This is a genomic window from Vibrio rhodolitus, from assembly GCF_003350325.1.
Lineage (GTDB): Bacteria > Pseudomonadota > Gammaproteobacteria > Enterobacterales > Vibrionaceae > Vibrio > Vibrio rhodolitus.
The window spans coordinates 26,831-43,602 of sequence record NZ_QLYZ01000023.1 but is presented as its reverse complement, the minus strand read 5'-3'; the positions used below and the strand labels follow the sequence as shown (position 1 = coordinate 43,602).

Below are 16,772 nucleotides of genomic sequence, written 5' to 3'. Positions count from 1 at the left end.
AAGAATATCAATAGACTTCTCAGAGCATATAGCGACTTATCATCCACAATTCTAGCCAAAGACACAACTAAATCTGAGCGAATATTGAGAAATAATCACTCGCGATCGCTGCTTATTTAACCAGCCAGAATCGTGATTGCGCACAAAAGCAAAAAAGCCTCCCGAAGGAGGCTTTTACACTTACATTCTAACTAATCGTTATTATGGAAGTTTTACGTTAGATAGGTCTTCGTTAGCACCGATAGCTTTCATTTCACCAGCTACGATTTCTGCTAGAGGACCAAGGATAACTTGTAGGTTGTTCTCACCTAGTTTCACAACACCTTTCGCACCAAGCTTCTTAAGAACATCTTCGTTCGCTACTGAGCGGTCTTTTAGAGTAAGACGTAGACGAGTGATACATGCGTCGATAGAAGTTAGGTTGTCGTGACCACCTAGAGCTTTTAGGTATTGACGCGCTAGGTCACCTTTTGCAGCGTCTGCTGCTGGAGCGCCTGCTGCAGCTTCGTCATCATCTTCACGACCTGGCGACTTCAAGTTGAATGCGCGGATTGCGAAGCTGAAAGTGAAGAAGTATAGAGCACCGAAACCTAGACCGATTAGTAGTAGTACTACAGGTTTAGTTGCTAGACCCCAGTTAAGTAGGAAGTCGATTAGACCTGCAGAGAAGCCGAAGCCGTGCAGAGTACCGAACATGTTAGCAACTACTAGAGATAGACCAGTAAATACTGCGTGCATTGCGTATAGTGCTGGCGCTAGGAATACGAACATGAATTCTAGCGGCTCAGTGATACCTGTTAGGAATGAACAGAATGCTACTGAGAATAGTGCACCACCAACTTGGCTGCGTTTTTCAGCTGGAGCTGCTAGGTACATAGCTAGAGCTGCACCTGGTAGACCAAACATCATTACTGGGAAGAAACCGTTCATGAATACACCAGCAGACTTGTCGCCGCCGAAGAAACGGTGTAGGTCACCAGATTTAACTGTTTCAGTTACTTCTTTAACAGTTGCAGTGATTTCTGGAGTTACAGAGTTTGCAAATTCAAACGTGTATTGCTGACCAGCAACTAGAGTTTTCGCTAGAGCTGGGTCCACACAAAGTTGCTTGATGTTTTCGAAACCAGCAGCGCCTGCTACTACGATTTCTTGACATGTACCCATACCGAACCAGAAGTATGAGTTAAGAACGTGGTGAAGACCTACAGGGATAAGTGCACGGTTAAGAGTACCGTATACGAATTGACCGATTGCGCCAGAAGTTGATACTGCGTGCGCTAGAGCGTCAAGACCGCCTTGGATTGAAGGCCATACAACACCAGATACCGCACCTGCAACTAGAGCAAACAGACCAGCCATGATTGGTACTAGACGTTTACCTGCAAAGAATGCTAGCCACTCAGGAAGACGGGTAGCATGGAAAGCGTTGTATGAGTGACCTGCGATGATACCAGCGATGATACCGCCGAAGAATGACATGTTAACGTCAGCGTTAATTGTTGTTGCTGTCGCTGTTAGTACGAAGTACGCAACTGCACCAGCTAGACCTGCAGCACCGTTACCGTCTTTAGAAAGACCAATCGCGATACCTAGACCGAATAGTAGTGGAAGTTGACCGAAGATAGCACCACCTGCTTGTGCCATAAACGGAATGTCTAATAGGTCGCCTTGACCTAAGCGAAGTAGAAGCGCCGCAACTGGTAACGTTGCGATAGGTAGCATAAGCGCCTTACCTAGCTTCTGTGCATATCCAAGAATATTCACCTTAAGTTCCCCCTATAGGATTTGTATTTTGGTCGAGCTACTTTTTTCTGCGGCTCAATTTAGTCGAGGTCAGTTTATGATATTAATTTTGCTCCGCAAATTAAAACCTTACCATTTGTGATCATAATCACCAGAAAAGGGTCTAGCCGAAGGTTTTTGCTAGCGAGATCATAAAACTTATTTTACAATTCAAAAAAATACCAATTAGCAGATATTATTTCCGCTACTGATGTGAGTTTATATCGGCAATAAAGTCTGATTGAGCAAGGCTTCAATCGTTATAACAAAATTATAAATTACAATGGATTTTTTTCGCGACGGAAAGCACACAAGTGGAGCTAATAAAGGACAAAATCATCCTTTGCTAAAGATATTTTGCGGCCTAATTGAAGTTCACGAATTAAGTAAACAAGTGAGGAAAACTCCTTCGATTTGAGTGGCCATAAATTCCCAGATTTCAACATATAAGGATTAGCTAATCATGTATGCGCTAACTAACTGTAAAATTTATACAGGCAGCGACGTTCTCGTTGACCATGCAGTCATTATCAACAATGGTCTTATCGAGTCTGTATGCCCTATCGCTGAGCTTGCAGCGGACATTGAAACTCGAGATCTGCAAGGCGCAAATCTAAGCCCGGGCTTTATCGACCTGCAGTTAAATGGCTGTGGTGGTGTGATGTTCAACGATGAAATCACCGCTGAAACTATTCAAATCATGCATGAAGCCAACCTAAAGTCAGGTTGTACTAGCTTCCTACCAACACTGATTACTTCTTCTGACGAAAACATGCGCCAAGCCGTTGCAGCTGCGCGCGACTACCACGCACAACATCAAAATCAATCTCTAGGCTTGCACCTTGAAGGTCCATACCTAAACGTTGCGAAAAAAGGCATCCACAGCGTGGACTTTATTCGCCCATCAGATGACAGCATGATCGATTTTATGTGTGACAACGCTGACGTGATTGCCAAAGTAACGCTGGCTCCTGAGCACAACGACCCACAACACATTAAACGCCTTAGCGACGCTGGTATCGTGGTTTCAATTGGTCACACTAACGCGACTTATGCTGAAGCGCGTGAAAGTTTTGCTCACGGCATCACGTTTGCTACTCACCTATTCAATGCAATGACGCCAATGGTCGGTCGTGAGCCTGGTGTGGTTGGTGCAATTTACGATACATCAGATGTTTATGCTGGTATCATCGCCGACGGCTTCCATGTAGATTACGCGAATATTCGAATCGCTCACAAAATTAAGGGCGAAAAATTAGTATTAGTGACCGATGCCACAGCTCCTGCAGGCGCTGACATGGATTACTTTATTTTTGTAGGTAAGAAAGTATATTACCGAGATGGTAAGTGTGTTGATGAGAATGGCACACTTGGCGGCTCAGCACTCACTATGATTGAAGCAGTTCAAAACACTGTTGAGCACGTCGGTATCGCTTTGGATGAAGCACTACGCATGGCTACTTTGTATCCTGCTAAAGCAATCAAGGTTGACAACAAGCTTGGTCGTATTAAGGCTGGCATGGTGGCAAACCTGACTGTGTTTGATCGTGACTTCACTATCCAAGCGAATATTGTTAACGGACAGTACGAGCAAGTGTAAACATGAATGGCGGACAAATAGGTAACGTAGATTTAGTCAAACAACTAAATAGTGCAGCGGTATATAGACTGATTGACCAACAAGGACCAATTTCTCGGATCCAAGTGGCGGATGTCAGTCAATTAGCGCCGGCTAGCGTGACAAAAATCACCCGCCAACTTCTAGAGCGCGGCCTAGTTAAAGAGGTCGCACAGCAAGCTTCGACTGGTGGTCGACGAGCCATTTCGTTGACCACAGAAGTTGAGCCTTTCCACTCTGTCGCGGTTCGACTTGGACGCGATTACATCGAATTCAGTTTATTTGACCTTGGTGGCAAAGAGCTTGCTCACGATCATCAAGAGTTTTTCTACACGACTCAAGGCGAGCTCGTTGACGGATTACTGCTTTTCCTTAAAAACTTTATTCAATACAACCAATCCACTATCAACCAGCTAATCGCCATCGGCGTTGCGCTGCCGGGTTTGATTAACCCAGAGACAGGTGTGATTGAGTACATGCCAAACATCAATGTCGACAACCTTGCCCTAGCTGACTTGATCCGCAATACCTTCCATGTTGAATGTTTTGTTGGTAACGACGTCCGTGGTATGGCATTGGCTGAGCACTACTTTGGCGCGAGCAAAGATTGCCAAGATTCAATTCTAGTCAGTGTTCACCGTGGTACTGGTGCCGGCATCATTGTTAATGGTCAAGTATTCTTAGGGCATAACCGCAACGTTGGTGAGATTGGTCATATCCAAATTGATCCACTTGGCGAACAGTGCCAATGCGGCAATTTCGGTTGTTTGGAAACGGTCGCAGCAAACCCTGCGATTGTTGAGCGCGTAAAAAAACTGATTGCACAAGGCTACGAGTCTAGCCTCGCTCAACTCGACAGCATCACGATTAAAGATGTATGCCAACACGCCAATTTAGGTGATGAACTGGCAAAACAAAGCTTAGTCCGAGTGGGTAACCAACTTGGTAAAGCGGTGGCGATTACCATCAACTTGTTTAACCCGCAAAAAGTGATTATTGCCGGTGATATTACTTCGTGTGAAGAGATCCTCTTCCCTGCAATCCGTCGTAATGTCGAAAACCAATCGCTAACCACTTTCCATACTGATTTACCAATCGTGGCATCAGAAATTGACAAACAGCCAACATTAAGTGCCTTTGCAATGATCAAACGTGCAATGTTAAACGGCGTTTTGTTACAAAAATTGCTCGAAGATTGATAGCTTAAGCATATTGTTGCGTTAGAATAAGAGGCTGCGTCAGTGACGTGGCCTTTAATTTTTGTAGGACGTAATATTTTAACTATATGGAACTCACTCTAATCACTGCAGCATTTGCTGCTGGCTTTGTTGCCCTAAAATGCAATCTTCCCCCCTTAGTTGGCTTCTTGTTAGCTGGCTTTGGTCTCAATGCTTTTGGCTATAGCAGCAACGACACTATAGTCACCCTCGCCGATCTTGGCGTAACGCTGCTACTTTTCACTATCGGCTTAAAACTCGATATCAAAACTTTGCTGTCAAAAGAAATTTGGGCAGGTGCAACGGTACATAACCTTCTCTCTACTGCACTTTTTACCGCTGCCCTATTACTTTTAAAAGTCCTTGGTGTAAGCAGTATCGCTGCGATGAACATTGAGCAGTTAGTATTACTTGGCTTTGCACTTTCTTTCTCAAGTACTGTTTTTGCGGTGAAGTCGCTGCAAGAAAAAGGTGAGATGAATGCCACCTACGGCACGCTCGCAATTGGTATCTTGGTTATGCAAGATATCTTTGCCGTTATCTTCCTTACCGCATCTACCGGCAAAATCCCAGAGTGGTACGCGATTGCGCTGTTTGCCCTACCTCTGTTAAGACCGCTGTTCTATAAACTGTTAGATAAAGTGGGACACGGTGAGATGCTGGTATTGTTTGGCATCTTCTTCGCTTTAGTAGTCGGTGCGGGATTGTTCGAATTGGTGGGCATGAAAGCCGATCTGGGTGCGTTGATTCTCGGTATGCTGCTAGCCGGACACAAAAAAGCCTCTGAGTTGTCCAAATCGCTGTTTAATCTCAAAGAGCTGTTCTTAGTCTGCTTTTTCTTAAATATTGGCTTATCTGCCGAGCCTACCATCAACGGACTGGCACTCGCCCTGCTGTTCTTACTGCTGTTGCCACTTAAAGGTCTACTCTACTTTTTGGTCCTCAACGCATTTAAGTTCCGTGTGCGCACATCGCTGCTTGCCTCACTAAGCCTTTTTAACTTCAGCGAATTTGGTCTGATTGTCGGAGGTCTGGCGTTTAAGATGGGCTGGATGAGTGGCGATATTCTTGTCGCGCTGGCGTTAGCCGTCTCTATCTCATTTGTGATCTCAGCGCCTATCAACCGCAAAGGTCATGAACTTTATCAGCGTTCAAGCCGTTGGCTCAAAGAACACGCCGCTGAAAAACTCAATCAACGCGATCAATTGATCAATCCCGGTAGCGCCCAAGTCTTAATTCTTGGTATGGGACGCATTGGCACCGGTGCTTACGATGAGCTAGTTAGTAATTATGGCAATATCAGTCTGGGCATCGAGGTGCGCGATGAAGCCGCGAAGTTACACCGCGAACAAGGACGCAATGTAATTCAAGGCGACGCAACCGACCCGGATTTTTGGGAACGGATCTTAGATACAGCACAGGTTAAGCTAGTGCTTCTTGCCATGCCGCATCACCAAGGTAACCAAATTGCACTGGAGCAACTGCAAGCACGTAACTTCCAAGGACAGATTGCCGCGATTGCTGAATATCAAGATCAAATGGATATCCTACTTGAGCATGGTGTGGACGCGGCATTTAACATCTACAGCGAGGCTGGTGCTGGTTTTGCTAATAATGTGTGTGATCAGTTAAAGCCAAACTTCAATAAACCACAGTTTTAATGCTGGTTTAATCCAAAAACCCACAATGATTGTATTAAAATCCACCGATAGGTGGATTTTTTTTAACACTTTAGAAATATATTAAATTTCATTCACCACAATTAATGTTTTATGATTTTTTTTATCGCTTAAGGTTGAATTTATTAACCAGAATGGCAAGGTTATAGCTAACAGATTAAATAAAGTTTACATGAGGGATTTGTATGTGTTCAATTTTTGGCATTTTAGACATCAAGAGTGATGCAGCCCAGCTTCGCCCAATCGCACTTGAGATGTCGAAAAAACTTCGCCACCGTGGTCCAGACTGGTCAGGTATCTATTCATCAGATAAAGCGATCCTTGCCCACGAGCGCCTTGCCATCGTTGGTCTAAATAGCGGAGCGCAGCCTCTATACAGCCCAAATGGCAAACACATCCTTGCAGTAAACGGTGAAATCTACAACCACAAAGAGATCCGTGCGCGCTACGAAGGTAAGTACGAGTTTCAAACCGACTCTGACTGCGAAGTGATCTTAGCGCTATACCAAGAGATGGGGGCAGATCTACTCGAAGAGCTAAACGGCATCTTTGCTTTTGTGCTCTACGATGAAGAGAAAGATCAATACTTAGTTGGTCGCGACCACATTGGTATCATCCCTCTGTACCAAGGTTATGACGAACACGGTAACTACTACGTCGCTTCTGAAATGAAAGCACTAGTGCCAGTATGTAAAACCATCAGTGAATTCCCTCCGGGTAGCTACTACACAAGTAGCGACAGTGAACCACAACGCTACTACATTCGTGATTGGAACGAATACGCAGCGGTACAAGGTAACCTATCAAGTAAGGAAGAGCTGACTGAAGCCTTAGAAGCAGCAGTCAAACGCCAACTAATGACTGACGTACCTTACGGTGTGTTACTGTCTGGTGGCTTGGACTCTTCAATTACTTCTGCGGTGGCAAAACGTTTTGCTGCAATGCGTATCGAAGATGATGAAAAGTCTGAAGCTTGGTGGCCACAACTGCACTCATTTGCGATAGGCCTAGAGGGAGCACCGGATCTAAAAGCGGCGCGTGAAGTTGCCGACCAAATTGGCACGGTTCACCATGAAATGACCTACACCATCCAAGAAGGACTTGATGCTATTCGTGATGTGATTTACCACATTGAAACCTATGATGTAACAACGATTCGCGCTTCAACCCCAATGTTCCTAATGGGACGTAAGATCAAAGCGATGGGGATCAAGATGGTGCTTTCCGGTGAGGGCGCTGATGAGATCTTCGGCGGTTACCTATACTTCCATAAAGCGCCAAACGCACAAGAGTTCCATGAAGAAACCGTACGTAAACTGCTAGCTCTCAACATGTTTGACTGTGCTCGTGCCAACAAATCGCTTGCAGCGTGGGGCGTGGAAGGTCGTGTACCATTCCTAGATAAAGAGTTTATTGATGTTGCTATGCGTTTAAACCCAGCAGATAAGATGTGTGGTAACGGTAAGATGGAAAAGCACATACTACGAGAGTGTTTTGAGCATTACCTACCTGAAGCCATTGCTTGGCGTCAAAAAGAGCAGTTCTCTGATGGTGTCGGCTATAGCTGGATTGATACACTAAAAGCAGTCGCTGAAGAGAAGGTTACTGATCAACAACTTGAGACAGCGGCATACCGCTTCCCATACAACACGCCAACCACCAAAGAAGGTTACGTTTACCGTGAAATCTTTGAGGAGCTATTCCCACTACCATCAGCGGCAGAGTGTGTTCCAGGTGGTCCGTCAGTAGCGTGTTCATCAGCTAAAGCTATCGAATGGGATGAATCGTTCAAAAACAACGCAGATCCTTCAGGTCGTGCGGTCAAAGCAGTCCATAACGACGCTTACTAACAATTGATTAACCTTATCAACTAAAGGGCGCTTAGCGCCCTTTTTTATTGGCTACTATCAGCAAAAAAGCCAAATAAATCAATCTACCACCAAATATGAAACCTAAGTTTTAATTGGGTTGAAAATGAATAAACCACACTCACAAAGCACCACAAAACATACACTTGTCACATTTTTTATGCAAATTCCAACAAATTAATAATTTGCAATACTTAATCTCATCCTGTATAGATATTCCCCACATAAAATTCTTTAACAAAATCTATTAGTAAAATTTATGTCAACACAGCATCATCAAATCTTAGGACACCCACGAGGGTTGTTCTTACTATTCGGTACTGAGCTTTGGGAGCGTTTCTCCTACTACGCAATGCGCGCAATCTTAGTGCTATATCTGACAGACACTACGTTAAACGGCGGTTTAGGCTGGTCGACTAAAGATGCTCTAGATCTCTACGGCATCTATACTGGACTCGTCTACATCACGCCGCTAATCGGTGGTTGGTTAGCAGATAACTACTTAGGTCAACGTCGCTCTATCCTTATCGGTGGTGCGTTGATGGCTATTGGTCAGTTCACACTAGCGATTCCAGCCGATATGCTTGGTCTTAGCGTACTACACAGTTTCTACCTAGGTCTTGCACTGCTGATCGCTGGTAACGGTCTATTTAAGCCAAACATTTCTACTATGGTGGGCGACCTATATAAAGAAGGCGATAACCGTCGTGACGGCGCGTTCACTATCTTCTATATGGGCATCAACATTGGTGCGCTACTTGCGGGCGTTGTATCAGGCTCTGTAACTAACGAATTTGGTTGGAAAGCAGGCTTTATCGCAGCCGGTATCGGTATGCTTATGAGCTTAGTAATGCAAATGACGCTAGCACAATCATGGTTAGGCGACATTGGTAGAGAGCCAGCAGCGAAACGCGATCTTGAGCTTAAAAACTCAAGCAAGAAAGAGCCGCTAACTAAAGAAGAATTTGATCGCATCAAAGTTATTCTAGTGATGAGTGTGTTCACCATCGTATTCTGGGCAGGCTTTGAACAAGCTGGTGGTCTAATGAATATCTACACTCAGCAATACACCGATCGTATGATTGGCGGCTTTGAAGTACCAGCGGCTTGGTTCCAATCACTTAACCCATTCTTTATCATCACATTAGCACCGTTACTGGCTGTACTGTGGGTGAAACTGGGTAAACGTGAGCCAAACTCACCGGTAAAATTCGCTTTAGCAATGTTCTTCCTTGCGCTTGGCTTCCTATGTATGGTTGGCGCGGTGATGGAGCAAGGTGGTGACACTACAGTGAAGACATCTATGCTTTGGCTAGTTGGTGCATTCTTCTTCCATACTTTGGGTGAACTGTGCCTATCGCCAATTGGTCTGTCACTGGTAACCAAGCTTGCGCCACTTCGTCTAGCATCTCTTATGATGGGGGCATGGTTCGGTTGTAACGCTATCGCAAACTATGTTGCGGGTTACGTTGGCTCACACGTAGGTGAACTGGGTGCACTATCTATCTTTAGTGGCATTGCAGTAACAGCAACCATCAGTGGTGTTATTCTGCTATTGTTCTCAAACACGCTAGTTCGCTGGATGCACGGTGCAGAAACACCAATTAGCACTGAACAGCAAATCGAAGAGCAGCAAACTCAAGTTGCTTAATCGCTTTCGAGTTCGACTTTATCGCCCAGCTTTATGCTGGGCTTTTTATTACCGCTAAAAACCTTAGCCACACCATCACCTTAGCAACAAAATTTGCGAGTTATTTCACATTAAAAATTTAGTTAATTTTCTAGCGTGCTTATTTTATTCAGAAAACTAATGCGTTGCAGATCACGAATTGATCGCTCTTCTCCTCAAGCAATAGCATCGCCTAACTTCACATTGCCGAATTCTCTCACTAAGTTGTTATAGTAAAGACGACCTACAAATATCTGAGCATGTTATGAAAAAATTTTGCTACCTATTACTTTTCATTCTCTTTACTCCCCTAGCTCAAGCTGAGCCACTTTATTGGCAAGCAAGTAAAGGCAAGTTGACCTATCTTCTGCTCGGTTCTGTGCATGTTGGTGATCAATCCATGTACCCATTGCCAGTCAACGTCACCACTTTTCTAAAGCATTCCGATGGTTTAGTTGTAGAAACAGACATTCGTTCACAACAAAACATCCGCTTTCCGGCAATGAAAGTGACAACCGAACAAGTGCTGAGCGACAACAATATCCGTGAATTGAAAGGGATCGCTGGATTGCTAGGTCTCGATGCCCAGCAGCTTCTGATGGCTTCGCCATGGGTCACGGCATTAACCGTACAACAGAAACAGATTGAGTACTTGGGCTACCGAGCTCAAGATGGCGTTGATTTAGCACTACTCGGACAAGCTTCATCACTGACAAAACCAATCTACAGTCTCGAGTCCGTCCAATTTCAAATTGATATGTTGGCAAGCCTGCCAAATGATGGTGAAGAGCTGCTCACTTCGGCTATTGAGCAGTTTGATATCAATGAAGAAGCGGCGCATTGCTTAATCAAAAGCTGGCAAAATGGAGATAAGCAGAACCTAGAGCAATTTGCTACTCTCGCGGAAATGTCACCACAAATGGAAGAGGTGTTTATGCACCAGAGAAACCGCGACTGGGCAGATAAACTCACCCAAGGTTCCATCTTCCCGAGTAACTCTGGCAACTACTTAGTGGTCGTTGGCGCGCTGCACTTAATTGGTCCTGACAACCTACTTATGCTTCTTGAAAGCCGCGGCTTTAAGGTCACCCAACGTTCCAAAAGCCAAGTTGCCAATTGCCAGTTTAATTTCTAGTGATACAAACGTAAAAAAGCCGCAGTATTTCTACTGCGGCTTCTTCGAAGATGGTCGGTGAAGAGGAATTCGATGCGACTGGGCTGCCAGCCCCCGATTGCGCCTCTCCTTAATCTATACCGCTAGATACGAAAAAGGCTCTACATCGCTGTAGAGCCTTTTCCTTAATATGGTCGGTGAAGAGGGATTCGAACCCCCGACCCTCTGGTCCCAAACCAGATGCGCTACCAAGCTGCGCTATTCACCGAGATGTTTTATTCGAGCTGTTTGCCCGTCAACGGATGCGTATATTACTGATAATTACCGACAACGCAAGCAGTTTTAACCATTTTATTGGTGCAAATAATCCGTTTGCCTAAAACAACATCAACGGGCTACAAATTGTGAGCAAAAACACACTAGTAGAAACAATTTAGCAACCTTAAAAGAACGATTGATCCAGATCATTAATATATTTTATCCAAAAGTTAACCTAACTGTGTCTTCGGAACTTTGGAGGAAACATGGACTTTTGGCTCGATCTTCTTTTTGGTAATGCAGTTGGACTTTCGTCAATGATTGTTATTTTCGGCGCTTTAGGTCTAATGCTCTTTTATGGCGGTTTCTTCGTTTACAAGGTGATGACTGACAAATCTCCTCACTAGATCGCTAAGCACAGCTAATTATAGCAATACGCTTTGCACCGAAGTGGATTCTCTGTTCACTTCGGTTTTTTCTTTACTTCTCCTTACGCTTACCAAACAAAATTGATCACTCTCTACCAAGACTAGGTATAATTGCAATATTGAACTCTTTGCCTGAGATGCAGTTATGTCTCAAGACGACTTCGACTTATTCCAACAAATGATGGGCGACGTAAAGCCTCTCAATCATGACACTGCCGATCTGAAAAAGACGCATCATGTTAGTGAAGCGCAACTTGCCAAACGCGAGGCGGCAATTTGGTTGACGGAAGATAATCCAGAATACCTATCGATTGATCACGCGCCGATGATTAAACCCGATGACATTATCGAGTTTAAGCATGATGGCGTACAAGATGGCGTTTATCGCAAGTTACGGTTAGGTAAGTACCCAATTCAAGCTCGACTCGATTTGCACCGTAAAACCCTAAAAGATGCTCGCGATGAAGTGGTTCGCTTCCTTAAGCAATGTATGCGTATGGACATTCGCACCGTGATGATTGTGCATGGGCGTGGTGAACGCTCTAATCCACCAGCCATGATGAAAAGCTACCTTGCGCAATGGCTCACACAAATCAATGATGTGCAATGCGTTCATAGCGCGCAACGCTTTCACGGCGGCACTGGTGCGGTCTATGTATTGCTGCGTAAAAGTGACGACAAGAAACTAGAAAACCGCGAACGCCATCAAAAACGAATGGGCTAATCCCACTTCGACTGTTACAATCGCCGCGTTTTACTCCGCCATGTGAAGGATTCACATGGCGCTTTACAATTTGCCGTTGGGAAACGTTAAGAGAAATTCTATGTCACAAGATAATGCCAAACGCCTAAACAAATACATCAGTGAAACCGGTTACTGTTCACGCCGCGAAGCAGATAAGTTGATCGAACAAGGTCGTGTCACCATTAATGGTCAACTGCCAGAAATGGGCACTAAAGTACTTGCAGGCGATGATGTTTGTGTCGATGGAAATCCACTAAAGTCGAAAGAAAAACCGGTCTACATTGCTCTTAATAAGCCAACCGGTATCACCTGTACAACTGAGCGTAATATCCCAGGCAACATCGTTGACTTTATCGGTCACAAATCGCGTATTTTCCCAATTGGTCGTTTGGACAAACCTTCTGACGGTCTGATCTTTTTGACTAACGATGGCGACATCGTTAACAAGATCCTGCGCGCAGGCAACAACCACGAAAAAGAATATGTGGTACGTGTCGACAAACCGATCACTAACGAGTTCATTAAAGCAATGAGCTCTGGCGTAAACATTCTGGATACCGTGACCCTACCTTGTAAAGTCACCAAAGAGACTAAGTTCTCTTTCCGAATCGTATTGACGCAAGGCTTAAACCGTCAGATCCGCCGCATGTGTGAAGCTTTGGGCTACGAAGTGTTCAAACTGCGCCGCGTACGCATTATGAATATTAGTCTTGATGGTATTCCAAATGGTCAGTGGCGCTACTTAACCGACGACGAAATTAACCAAATTCACGCAATGTGTGAAGGCTCGGTAAGTACTGAAGAAGCGTCTAAATTAGATGCTAAAGGTCAACGTATTCGCAAAGCCACCGACGCAAAACTGTTTGATAGCCGTGAAGAGAACCAAGCTTCAACGGCACGCCGTAATCAGAAAGAACGCACCTTTAAAGGTCGCAACGCTGATGAGTTCCGTCACGCGCCGAACTCGAAAAAAGGTCGCAACCAAAACAATAGCTATAACAGTGAGCGTCGCGGTGAACGCAATGACGAGCGTAACAATGAGCGTGGTCATTCTCGTAATAACGAACGCCGTTATGAACAAGGTAATGAACGCAATCGCGAGCGCTTCAATGACAAGCCAAGCTACAAAGATCGTGCAAACGACAATAGAGGCAAAGGTTACAGCAAGCCAAACCGCGATGGCGGCTCTTACAACGCTAGAGATGACAAAGCGCATGGCGGCAAGCCACACCATGGCAAACCAAACCACAATAGATCTGGCAACGCAAAGCCGACCAATCGCAGACCAGCCGATCACAAACCAAGCTCAGCTCCACGCGTAGGCGGGACATTGACGCTGAAGAAATAAAAAATACGGCTTGCCAAAGGCAAGCCTTATTTTTTGGATGCGAATACGGAATACGGAATACGGAATACGGAATACGGAATACGGAATACGGAATACGGAATACGGAATACGGAATACGGAATATCGTTACACTCAGCAACGACATTTACAACATTTTCAGCCGAAAGCCTTCTCCCAAAGTGAAGCCTCGCTTAGCATTCCCAACTCCGTAAATGAATCTCTGATTCGTGTTCCCGCATCCAAGAGCGCAGCTCGTCTCACAAAGCAAAGCCCCGCTTTGCGCCCTATCTCTCAGACAAAAAAAGAGAAGCCTAAGCTCCTCTTTTTACATTTAATTCGGTTTACTTAGTACCGAAGATCTTGTCACCCGCGTCGCCTAGACCCGGAACGATGTAACCTTTATCGTTTAGCTTCTCATCGATAGCTGCTGTGTAAAGTTCTACATCTGGGTGTGCACGCTCAAGTGCTTCGATACCTTCTGGTGCTGCTACAAGTACAAGTACTTTGATTGCCTGACAACCTTTCTCTTTAAGAAGGTCGATAGTTGCAATCATAGAACCACCTGTTGCAAGCATTGGGTCAACAACTAGCGCGATACGCTCGTCGATGTTAGAAGCAAGCTTATTAAAGTAAGGTACTGGCTCAAGTGTCTCTTCATCACGGTAAATACCTACCACACTGATACGTGCGCTTGGCATGTGCTCTAGTACACCGTCCATCATGCCAAGACCTGCACGTAGGATTGGCACTACAGTTACTTTTTTACCTTTGATTTGATCAACTTCTACTGGACCATTCCAGCCTTCAATGGTTACTTTCTCGGTTTCAAAATCCGCGGTTGCTTCATAAGTCAGTAGGCTACCAACTTCTGTCGCTAATTCACGGAAGCGCTTCGTGCTGATGTCACCTTCTCTCATTAGACCAATTTTGTGTTTAACAAGCGGGTGTTTAACTTCAACAACTTTCATGTCCATCTCCGGCTTTTTAGTATTTTTTAAACAAACCTTCAGATTATATACGATTTCATTCTGTTTTTCTTGATCTAGGGTAAGAGAAAAAACTTGCGCAAACGTTTGCTATTGCACTTTATCCACTGTTAGAATAGCGCCGTTTTCTCATATCCAATTGACTAGACCGAGGACTTCCCGTGAGTGGCAATAACACATCTCTTAGCTATAAAGACGCTGGCGTTGATATTGATGCAGGTAACGCACTTGTCGATCGTATCAAAGGTGCCGTAAAACGTACTCGTCGCCCTGAAGTAATGGGTGGTATTGGTGGCTTTGGTGCACTTTGTGAACTGCCAACCAAATATAAGCAACCTGTGTTAGTGTCTGGCACTGACGGCGTCGGCACGAAACTGCGCCTAGCGTTGGATATGAACAAGCACGACACCATCGGTATCGACTTAGTGGCAATGTGTGCCAACGACCTGATTGTACAGGGTGCTGAGCCACTATTTTTCCTCGATTACTACGCAACAGGCAAACTTGATGTAGATACAGCAGCAGACGTTGTCTCTGGCATTGCTGAAGGTTGTGTTCAAGCGGGTTGTGCGCTAATCGGTGGTGAAACAGCTGAAATGCCGGGCATGTATGAAGGCGAAGACTACGATGTAGCCGGCTTCTGTGTTGGTGTCGTAGAGAAAGAAGACATCATCGACGGTACTAAAGTGGCGGCTGGTGATGCGCTTATCGCCGTCGGTTCAAGTGGTCCTCACTCAAATGGCTACTCGCTAGTACGTAAAATTCTTGAAGTGTCTGGCGCAGACAAGAATCAGGAGCTAGAAGGTCGCACTATCGGTGAGCACCTACTAGAGCCAACCAAAATTTACATCAAATCAGCGCTTAAGATGATTGAACAGCATGATATCCATGCGATTTCGCACATCACTGGCGGTGGTTTCTGGGAAAACATCCCACGTGTACTACCTGAAGGTACTAAAGCTGTTATTGATGGCAATAGCTGGGAATGGCCAGTCATCTTTAAATGGCTACAAGAACAAGGCAATGTAACCACGCACGAAATGTACCGCACCTTTAACTGCGGCGTTGGTCTTATCGTCGCGTTGCCAGCAGAGCAAGCTGATGCCGCCGTCGCGCTGCTTCAGCAAGAAGGCGAGAATGCTTGGGTTATCGGCACAATCGCACCAGCACAAGCTGACGAAGAGCAAGTAGAGATCAACTAAGTTATGAAGAGTATTGTTGTTTTAGTTTCCGGAAACGGTAGTAACCTGCAAGCGATAATCGACGCCTGCGAAAGCACGATTCAAAATGGTAAAGTGACAGCGGTTTTCTCAAATAAAGTAGAAGCCTACGCACTTGAACGTGCAAAAATCGCGGGGGCAGCGGGCGTGTTTCTTGATCCTAAAGCATTCGATACTCGTGACGCATTTGATCATGAGTTGATGCGCCAAATGGATGAATTTACACCCGATTTGGTTATCCTTGCTGGCTATATGCGTATCCTAAGTGGCGAGTTTGTGCGCCACTACTTAGGTCGCATGATCAATATCCACCCTTCTCTATTGCCTAAGTACCCAGGTCTTAATACTTACCAGCGTGCGATCCACGCTGGTGATGAAGAACACGGTACCAGTGTTCACTTCGTCACTGAGCAACTTGATGGCGGTCCAGTAATCTTGCAAGCCAAAGTGCCAATTTTCGACGAAGATAGCGTTGAATCGCTTACTGAACGCGTACAAAACCAAGAGCACCGCATCTACCCGATGGTGGCAAAATGGTTTGTTGAAGAGCGTTTAGAAATGCGCGATGGCAAAGCTTACCTAGATGGTGAACTACTCGGCATGCACGGCTACGCGACGGAATAAAAACAGAACGCAAGCTCACGGATGACGGAACGCTGCGCTACGGAATGAAGGCGCGGTGAGAATGTCGCTTAACGATCACCACTATATTAGACGAGAGTTTGAGTTTATCTCGATTCTCGTTTTCTTCCGCTAAGTTCTTTTCCCGCATCCGTATTCTCGATTCCACTTCATTAATCCCCCGTTCATTTTCCTTAAGCTAACCTAATCCTTGCGATC

General features: G+C 45.1%; 13 protein-coding genes and 1 tRNA gene. 11 read left to right on the top strand and 3 right to left on the bottom strand.

The features are described from left to right. Positions 1 to 201: 201 nt before the first annotated feature. On the bottom strand, positions 202 to 1,764 hold the full coding sequence (nagE, locus tag DPF93_RS18110) for an N-acetylglucosamine-specific PTS transporter subunit IIBC (protein WP_114767479.1): 1,563 nt from the start codon (positions 1,762 to 1,764) through the stop codon (positions 202 to 204). A gap of 481 nt (positions 1,765 to 2,245) precedes the next feature. Here nagE and nagA point away from each other — a divergent pair, with 481 nt between their 5' ends. From nagA to DPF93_RS18080, 6 genes are all read left to right on the top strand, one after another. Further along, positions 2,246 to 3,382: an N-acetylglucosamine-6-phosphate deacetylase gene (gene nagA / locus DPF93_RS18105; RefSeq protein WP_114767478.1), complete on the top strand. Its 1,137-nt coding sequence runs from the start codon at positions 2,246 to 2,248 to the stop codon at positions 3,380 to 3,382. 2 nt (positions 3,383 to 3,384) lie between these two features. Next, positions 3,385 to 4,599, top strand: coding sequence for a DNA-binding transcriptional regulator NagC (nagC, locus tag DPF93_RS18100; protein WP_114767477.1), 1,215 nt, complete (start codon positions 3,385 to 3,387; stop codon positions 4,597 to 4,599). An 86-nt stretch (positions 4,600 to 4,685) separates the two neighbouring features. Beyond that, a complete protein-coding gene (locus tag DPF93_RS18095; protein WP_114767476.1) occupies positions 4,686 to 6,278 on the top strand; it encodes a cation:proton antiporter family protein in 1,593 nt (530 codons plus the stop codon). A gap of 203 nt (positions 6,279 to 6,481) precedes the next feature. Then, a complete protein-coding gene (gene asnB / locus DPF93_RS18090) occupies positions 6,482 to 8,146 on the top strand; it encodes an asparagine synthase B (RefSeq protein WP_114767475.1) in 1,665 nt (554 codons plus the stop codon). Positions 8,147 to 8,423: 277 nt separating this feature from the next. Then, positions 8,424 to 9,815, top strand: coding sequence for a peptide MFS transporter (locus tag DPF93_RS18085; RefSeq protein WP_114767474.1), 1,392 nt, complete (start codon positions 8,424 to 8,426; stop codon positions 9,813 to 9,815). Between the two features lie 283 nt (positions 9,816 to 10,098). Then, positions 10,099 to 10,968: a TraB/GumN family protein gene (locus DPF93_RS18080; protein ID WP_114767473.1), complete on the top strand. Its 870-nt coding sequence runs from the start codon at positions 10,099 to 10,101 to the stop codon at positions 10,966 to 10,968. A gap of 170 nt (positions 10,969 to 11,138) precedes the next feature. On the opposite strand, the gene DPF93_RS18075 is transcribed toward DPF93_RS18080, so the two are convergent. After that, positions 11,139 to 11,215 (bottom strand) — tRNA-Pro (locus DPF93_RS18075). Positions 11,216 to 11,471: 256 nt separating this feature from the next. Between DPF93_RS18075 and DPF93_RS18070 the strand changes: the two genes are divergently transcribed. From DPF93_RS18070 to rluF, 3 genes are all read left to right on the top strand, one after another. Then, positions 11,472 to 11,612, top strand: coding sequence for a DUF3149 domain-containing protein (locus DPF93_RS18070; RefSeq protein ID WP_075651770.1), 141 nt, complete (start codon positions 11,472 to 11,474; stop codon positions 11,610 to 11,612). 166 nt (positions 11,613 to 11,778) lie between these two features. Continuing rightward, positions 11,779 to 12,357, top strand: coding sequence for a DNA endonuclease SmrA (gene smrA, locus DPF93_RS18065; RefSeq protein WP_114767472.1), 579 nt, complete (start codon positions 11,779 to 11,781; stop codon positions 12,355 to 12,357). Positions 12,358 to 12,457: 100 nt separating this feature from the next. Next, positions 12,458 to 13,726, top strand: coding sequence for a 23S rRNA pseudouridine(2604) synthase RluF (gene rluF, locus DPF93_RS18060; protein ID WP_114767471.1), 1,269 nt, complete (start codon positions 12,458 to 12,460; stop codon positions 13,724 to 13,726). A gap of 341 nt (positions 13,727 to 14,067) precedes the next feature. On the opposite strand, the gene upp is transcribed toward rluF, so the two are convergent. Next, complete coding sequence (gene upp, locus DPF93_RS18055; RefSeq protein ID WP_075651764.1) at positions 14,068 to 14,694, bottom strand: uracil phosphoribosyltransferase; 627 nt, start codon at positions 14,692 to 14,694, stop codon at positions 14,068 to 14,070. Between the two features lie 179 nt (positions 14,695 to 14,873). Between upp and purM the strand changes: the two genes are divergently transcribed. Together purM and purN are read left to right on the top strand one after the other, a co-directional pair. Beyond that, a complete protein-coding gene (gene purM, locus DPF93_RS18050) occupies positions 14,874 to 15,914 on the top strand; it encodes a phosphoribosylformylglycinamidine cyclo-ligase (protein WP_114767470.1) in 1,041 nt (346 codons plus the stop codon). Between the two features lie 3 nt (positions 15,915 to 15,917). Beyond that, complete coding sequence (gene purN / locus DPF93_RS18045) at positions 15,918 to 16,556, top strand: phosphoribosylglycinamide formyltransferase (protein ID WP_114767469.1); 639 nt, start codon at positions 15,918 to 15,920, stop codon at positions 16,554 to 16,556. The last annotated feature ends 216 nt before the right edge of the window (positions 16,557 to 16,772 follow it).

Bases quoted from the DNA above. Each gene is read 5' to 3' on its own strand.
- purN (WP_114767469.1), top strand. From the start codon at position 15,918: ATGAAGAGTATTGTTGTTTTAGTTTCCGGAAACGGTAGTAACCTGCAA.
- DPF93_RS18080 (WP_114767473.1), top strand. From the start codon at position 10,099: ATGAAAAAATTTTGCTACCTATTACTTTTCATTCTCTTTACTCCCCTA.
- smrA (WP_114767472.1), top strand. From the start codon at position 11,779: ATGTCTCAAGACGACTTCGACTTATTCCAACAAATGATGGGCGACGTA.
- DPF93_RS18070 (WP_075651770.1), top strand. From the start codon at position 11,472: ATGGACTTTTGGCTCGATCTTCTTTTTGGTAATGCAGTTGGACTTTCG.
- nagC (WP_114767477.1), top strand. From the start codon at position 3,385: ATGAATGGCGGACAAATAGGTAACGTAGATTTAGTCAAACAACTAAAT.
- nagA (WP_114767478.1), top strand. From the start codon at position 2,246: ATGTATGCGCTAACTAACTGTAAAATTTATACAGGCAGCGACGTTCTC.
- asnB (WP_114767475.1), top strand. From the start codon at position 6,482: ATGTGTTCAATTTTTGGCATTTTAGACATCAAGAGTGATGCAGCCCAG.
- DPF93_RS18085 (WP_114767474.1), top strand. From the start codon at position 8,424: ATGTCAACACAGCATCATCAAATCTTAGGACACCCACGAGGGTTGTTC.
- rluF (WP_114767471.1), top strand. From the start codon at position 12,458: ATGTCACAAGATAATGCCAAACGCCTAAACAAATACATCAGTGAAACC.
- DPF93_RS18095 (WP_114767476.1), top strand. From the start codon at position 4,686: ATGGAACTCACTCTAATCACTGCAGCATTTGCTGCTGGCTTTGTTGCC.
- upp (WP_075651764.1), bottom strand. From the start codon at position 14,694: ATGAAAGTTGTTGAAGTTAAACACCCGCTTGTTAAACACAAAATTGGT.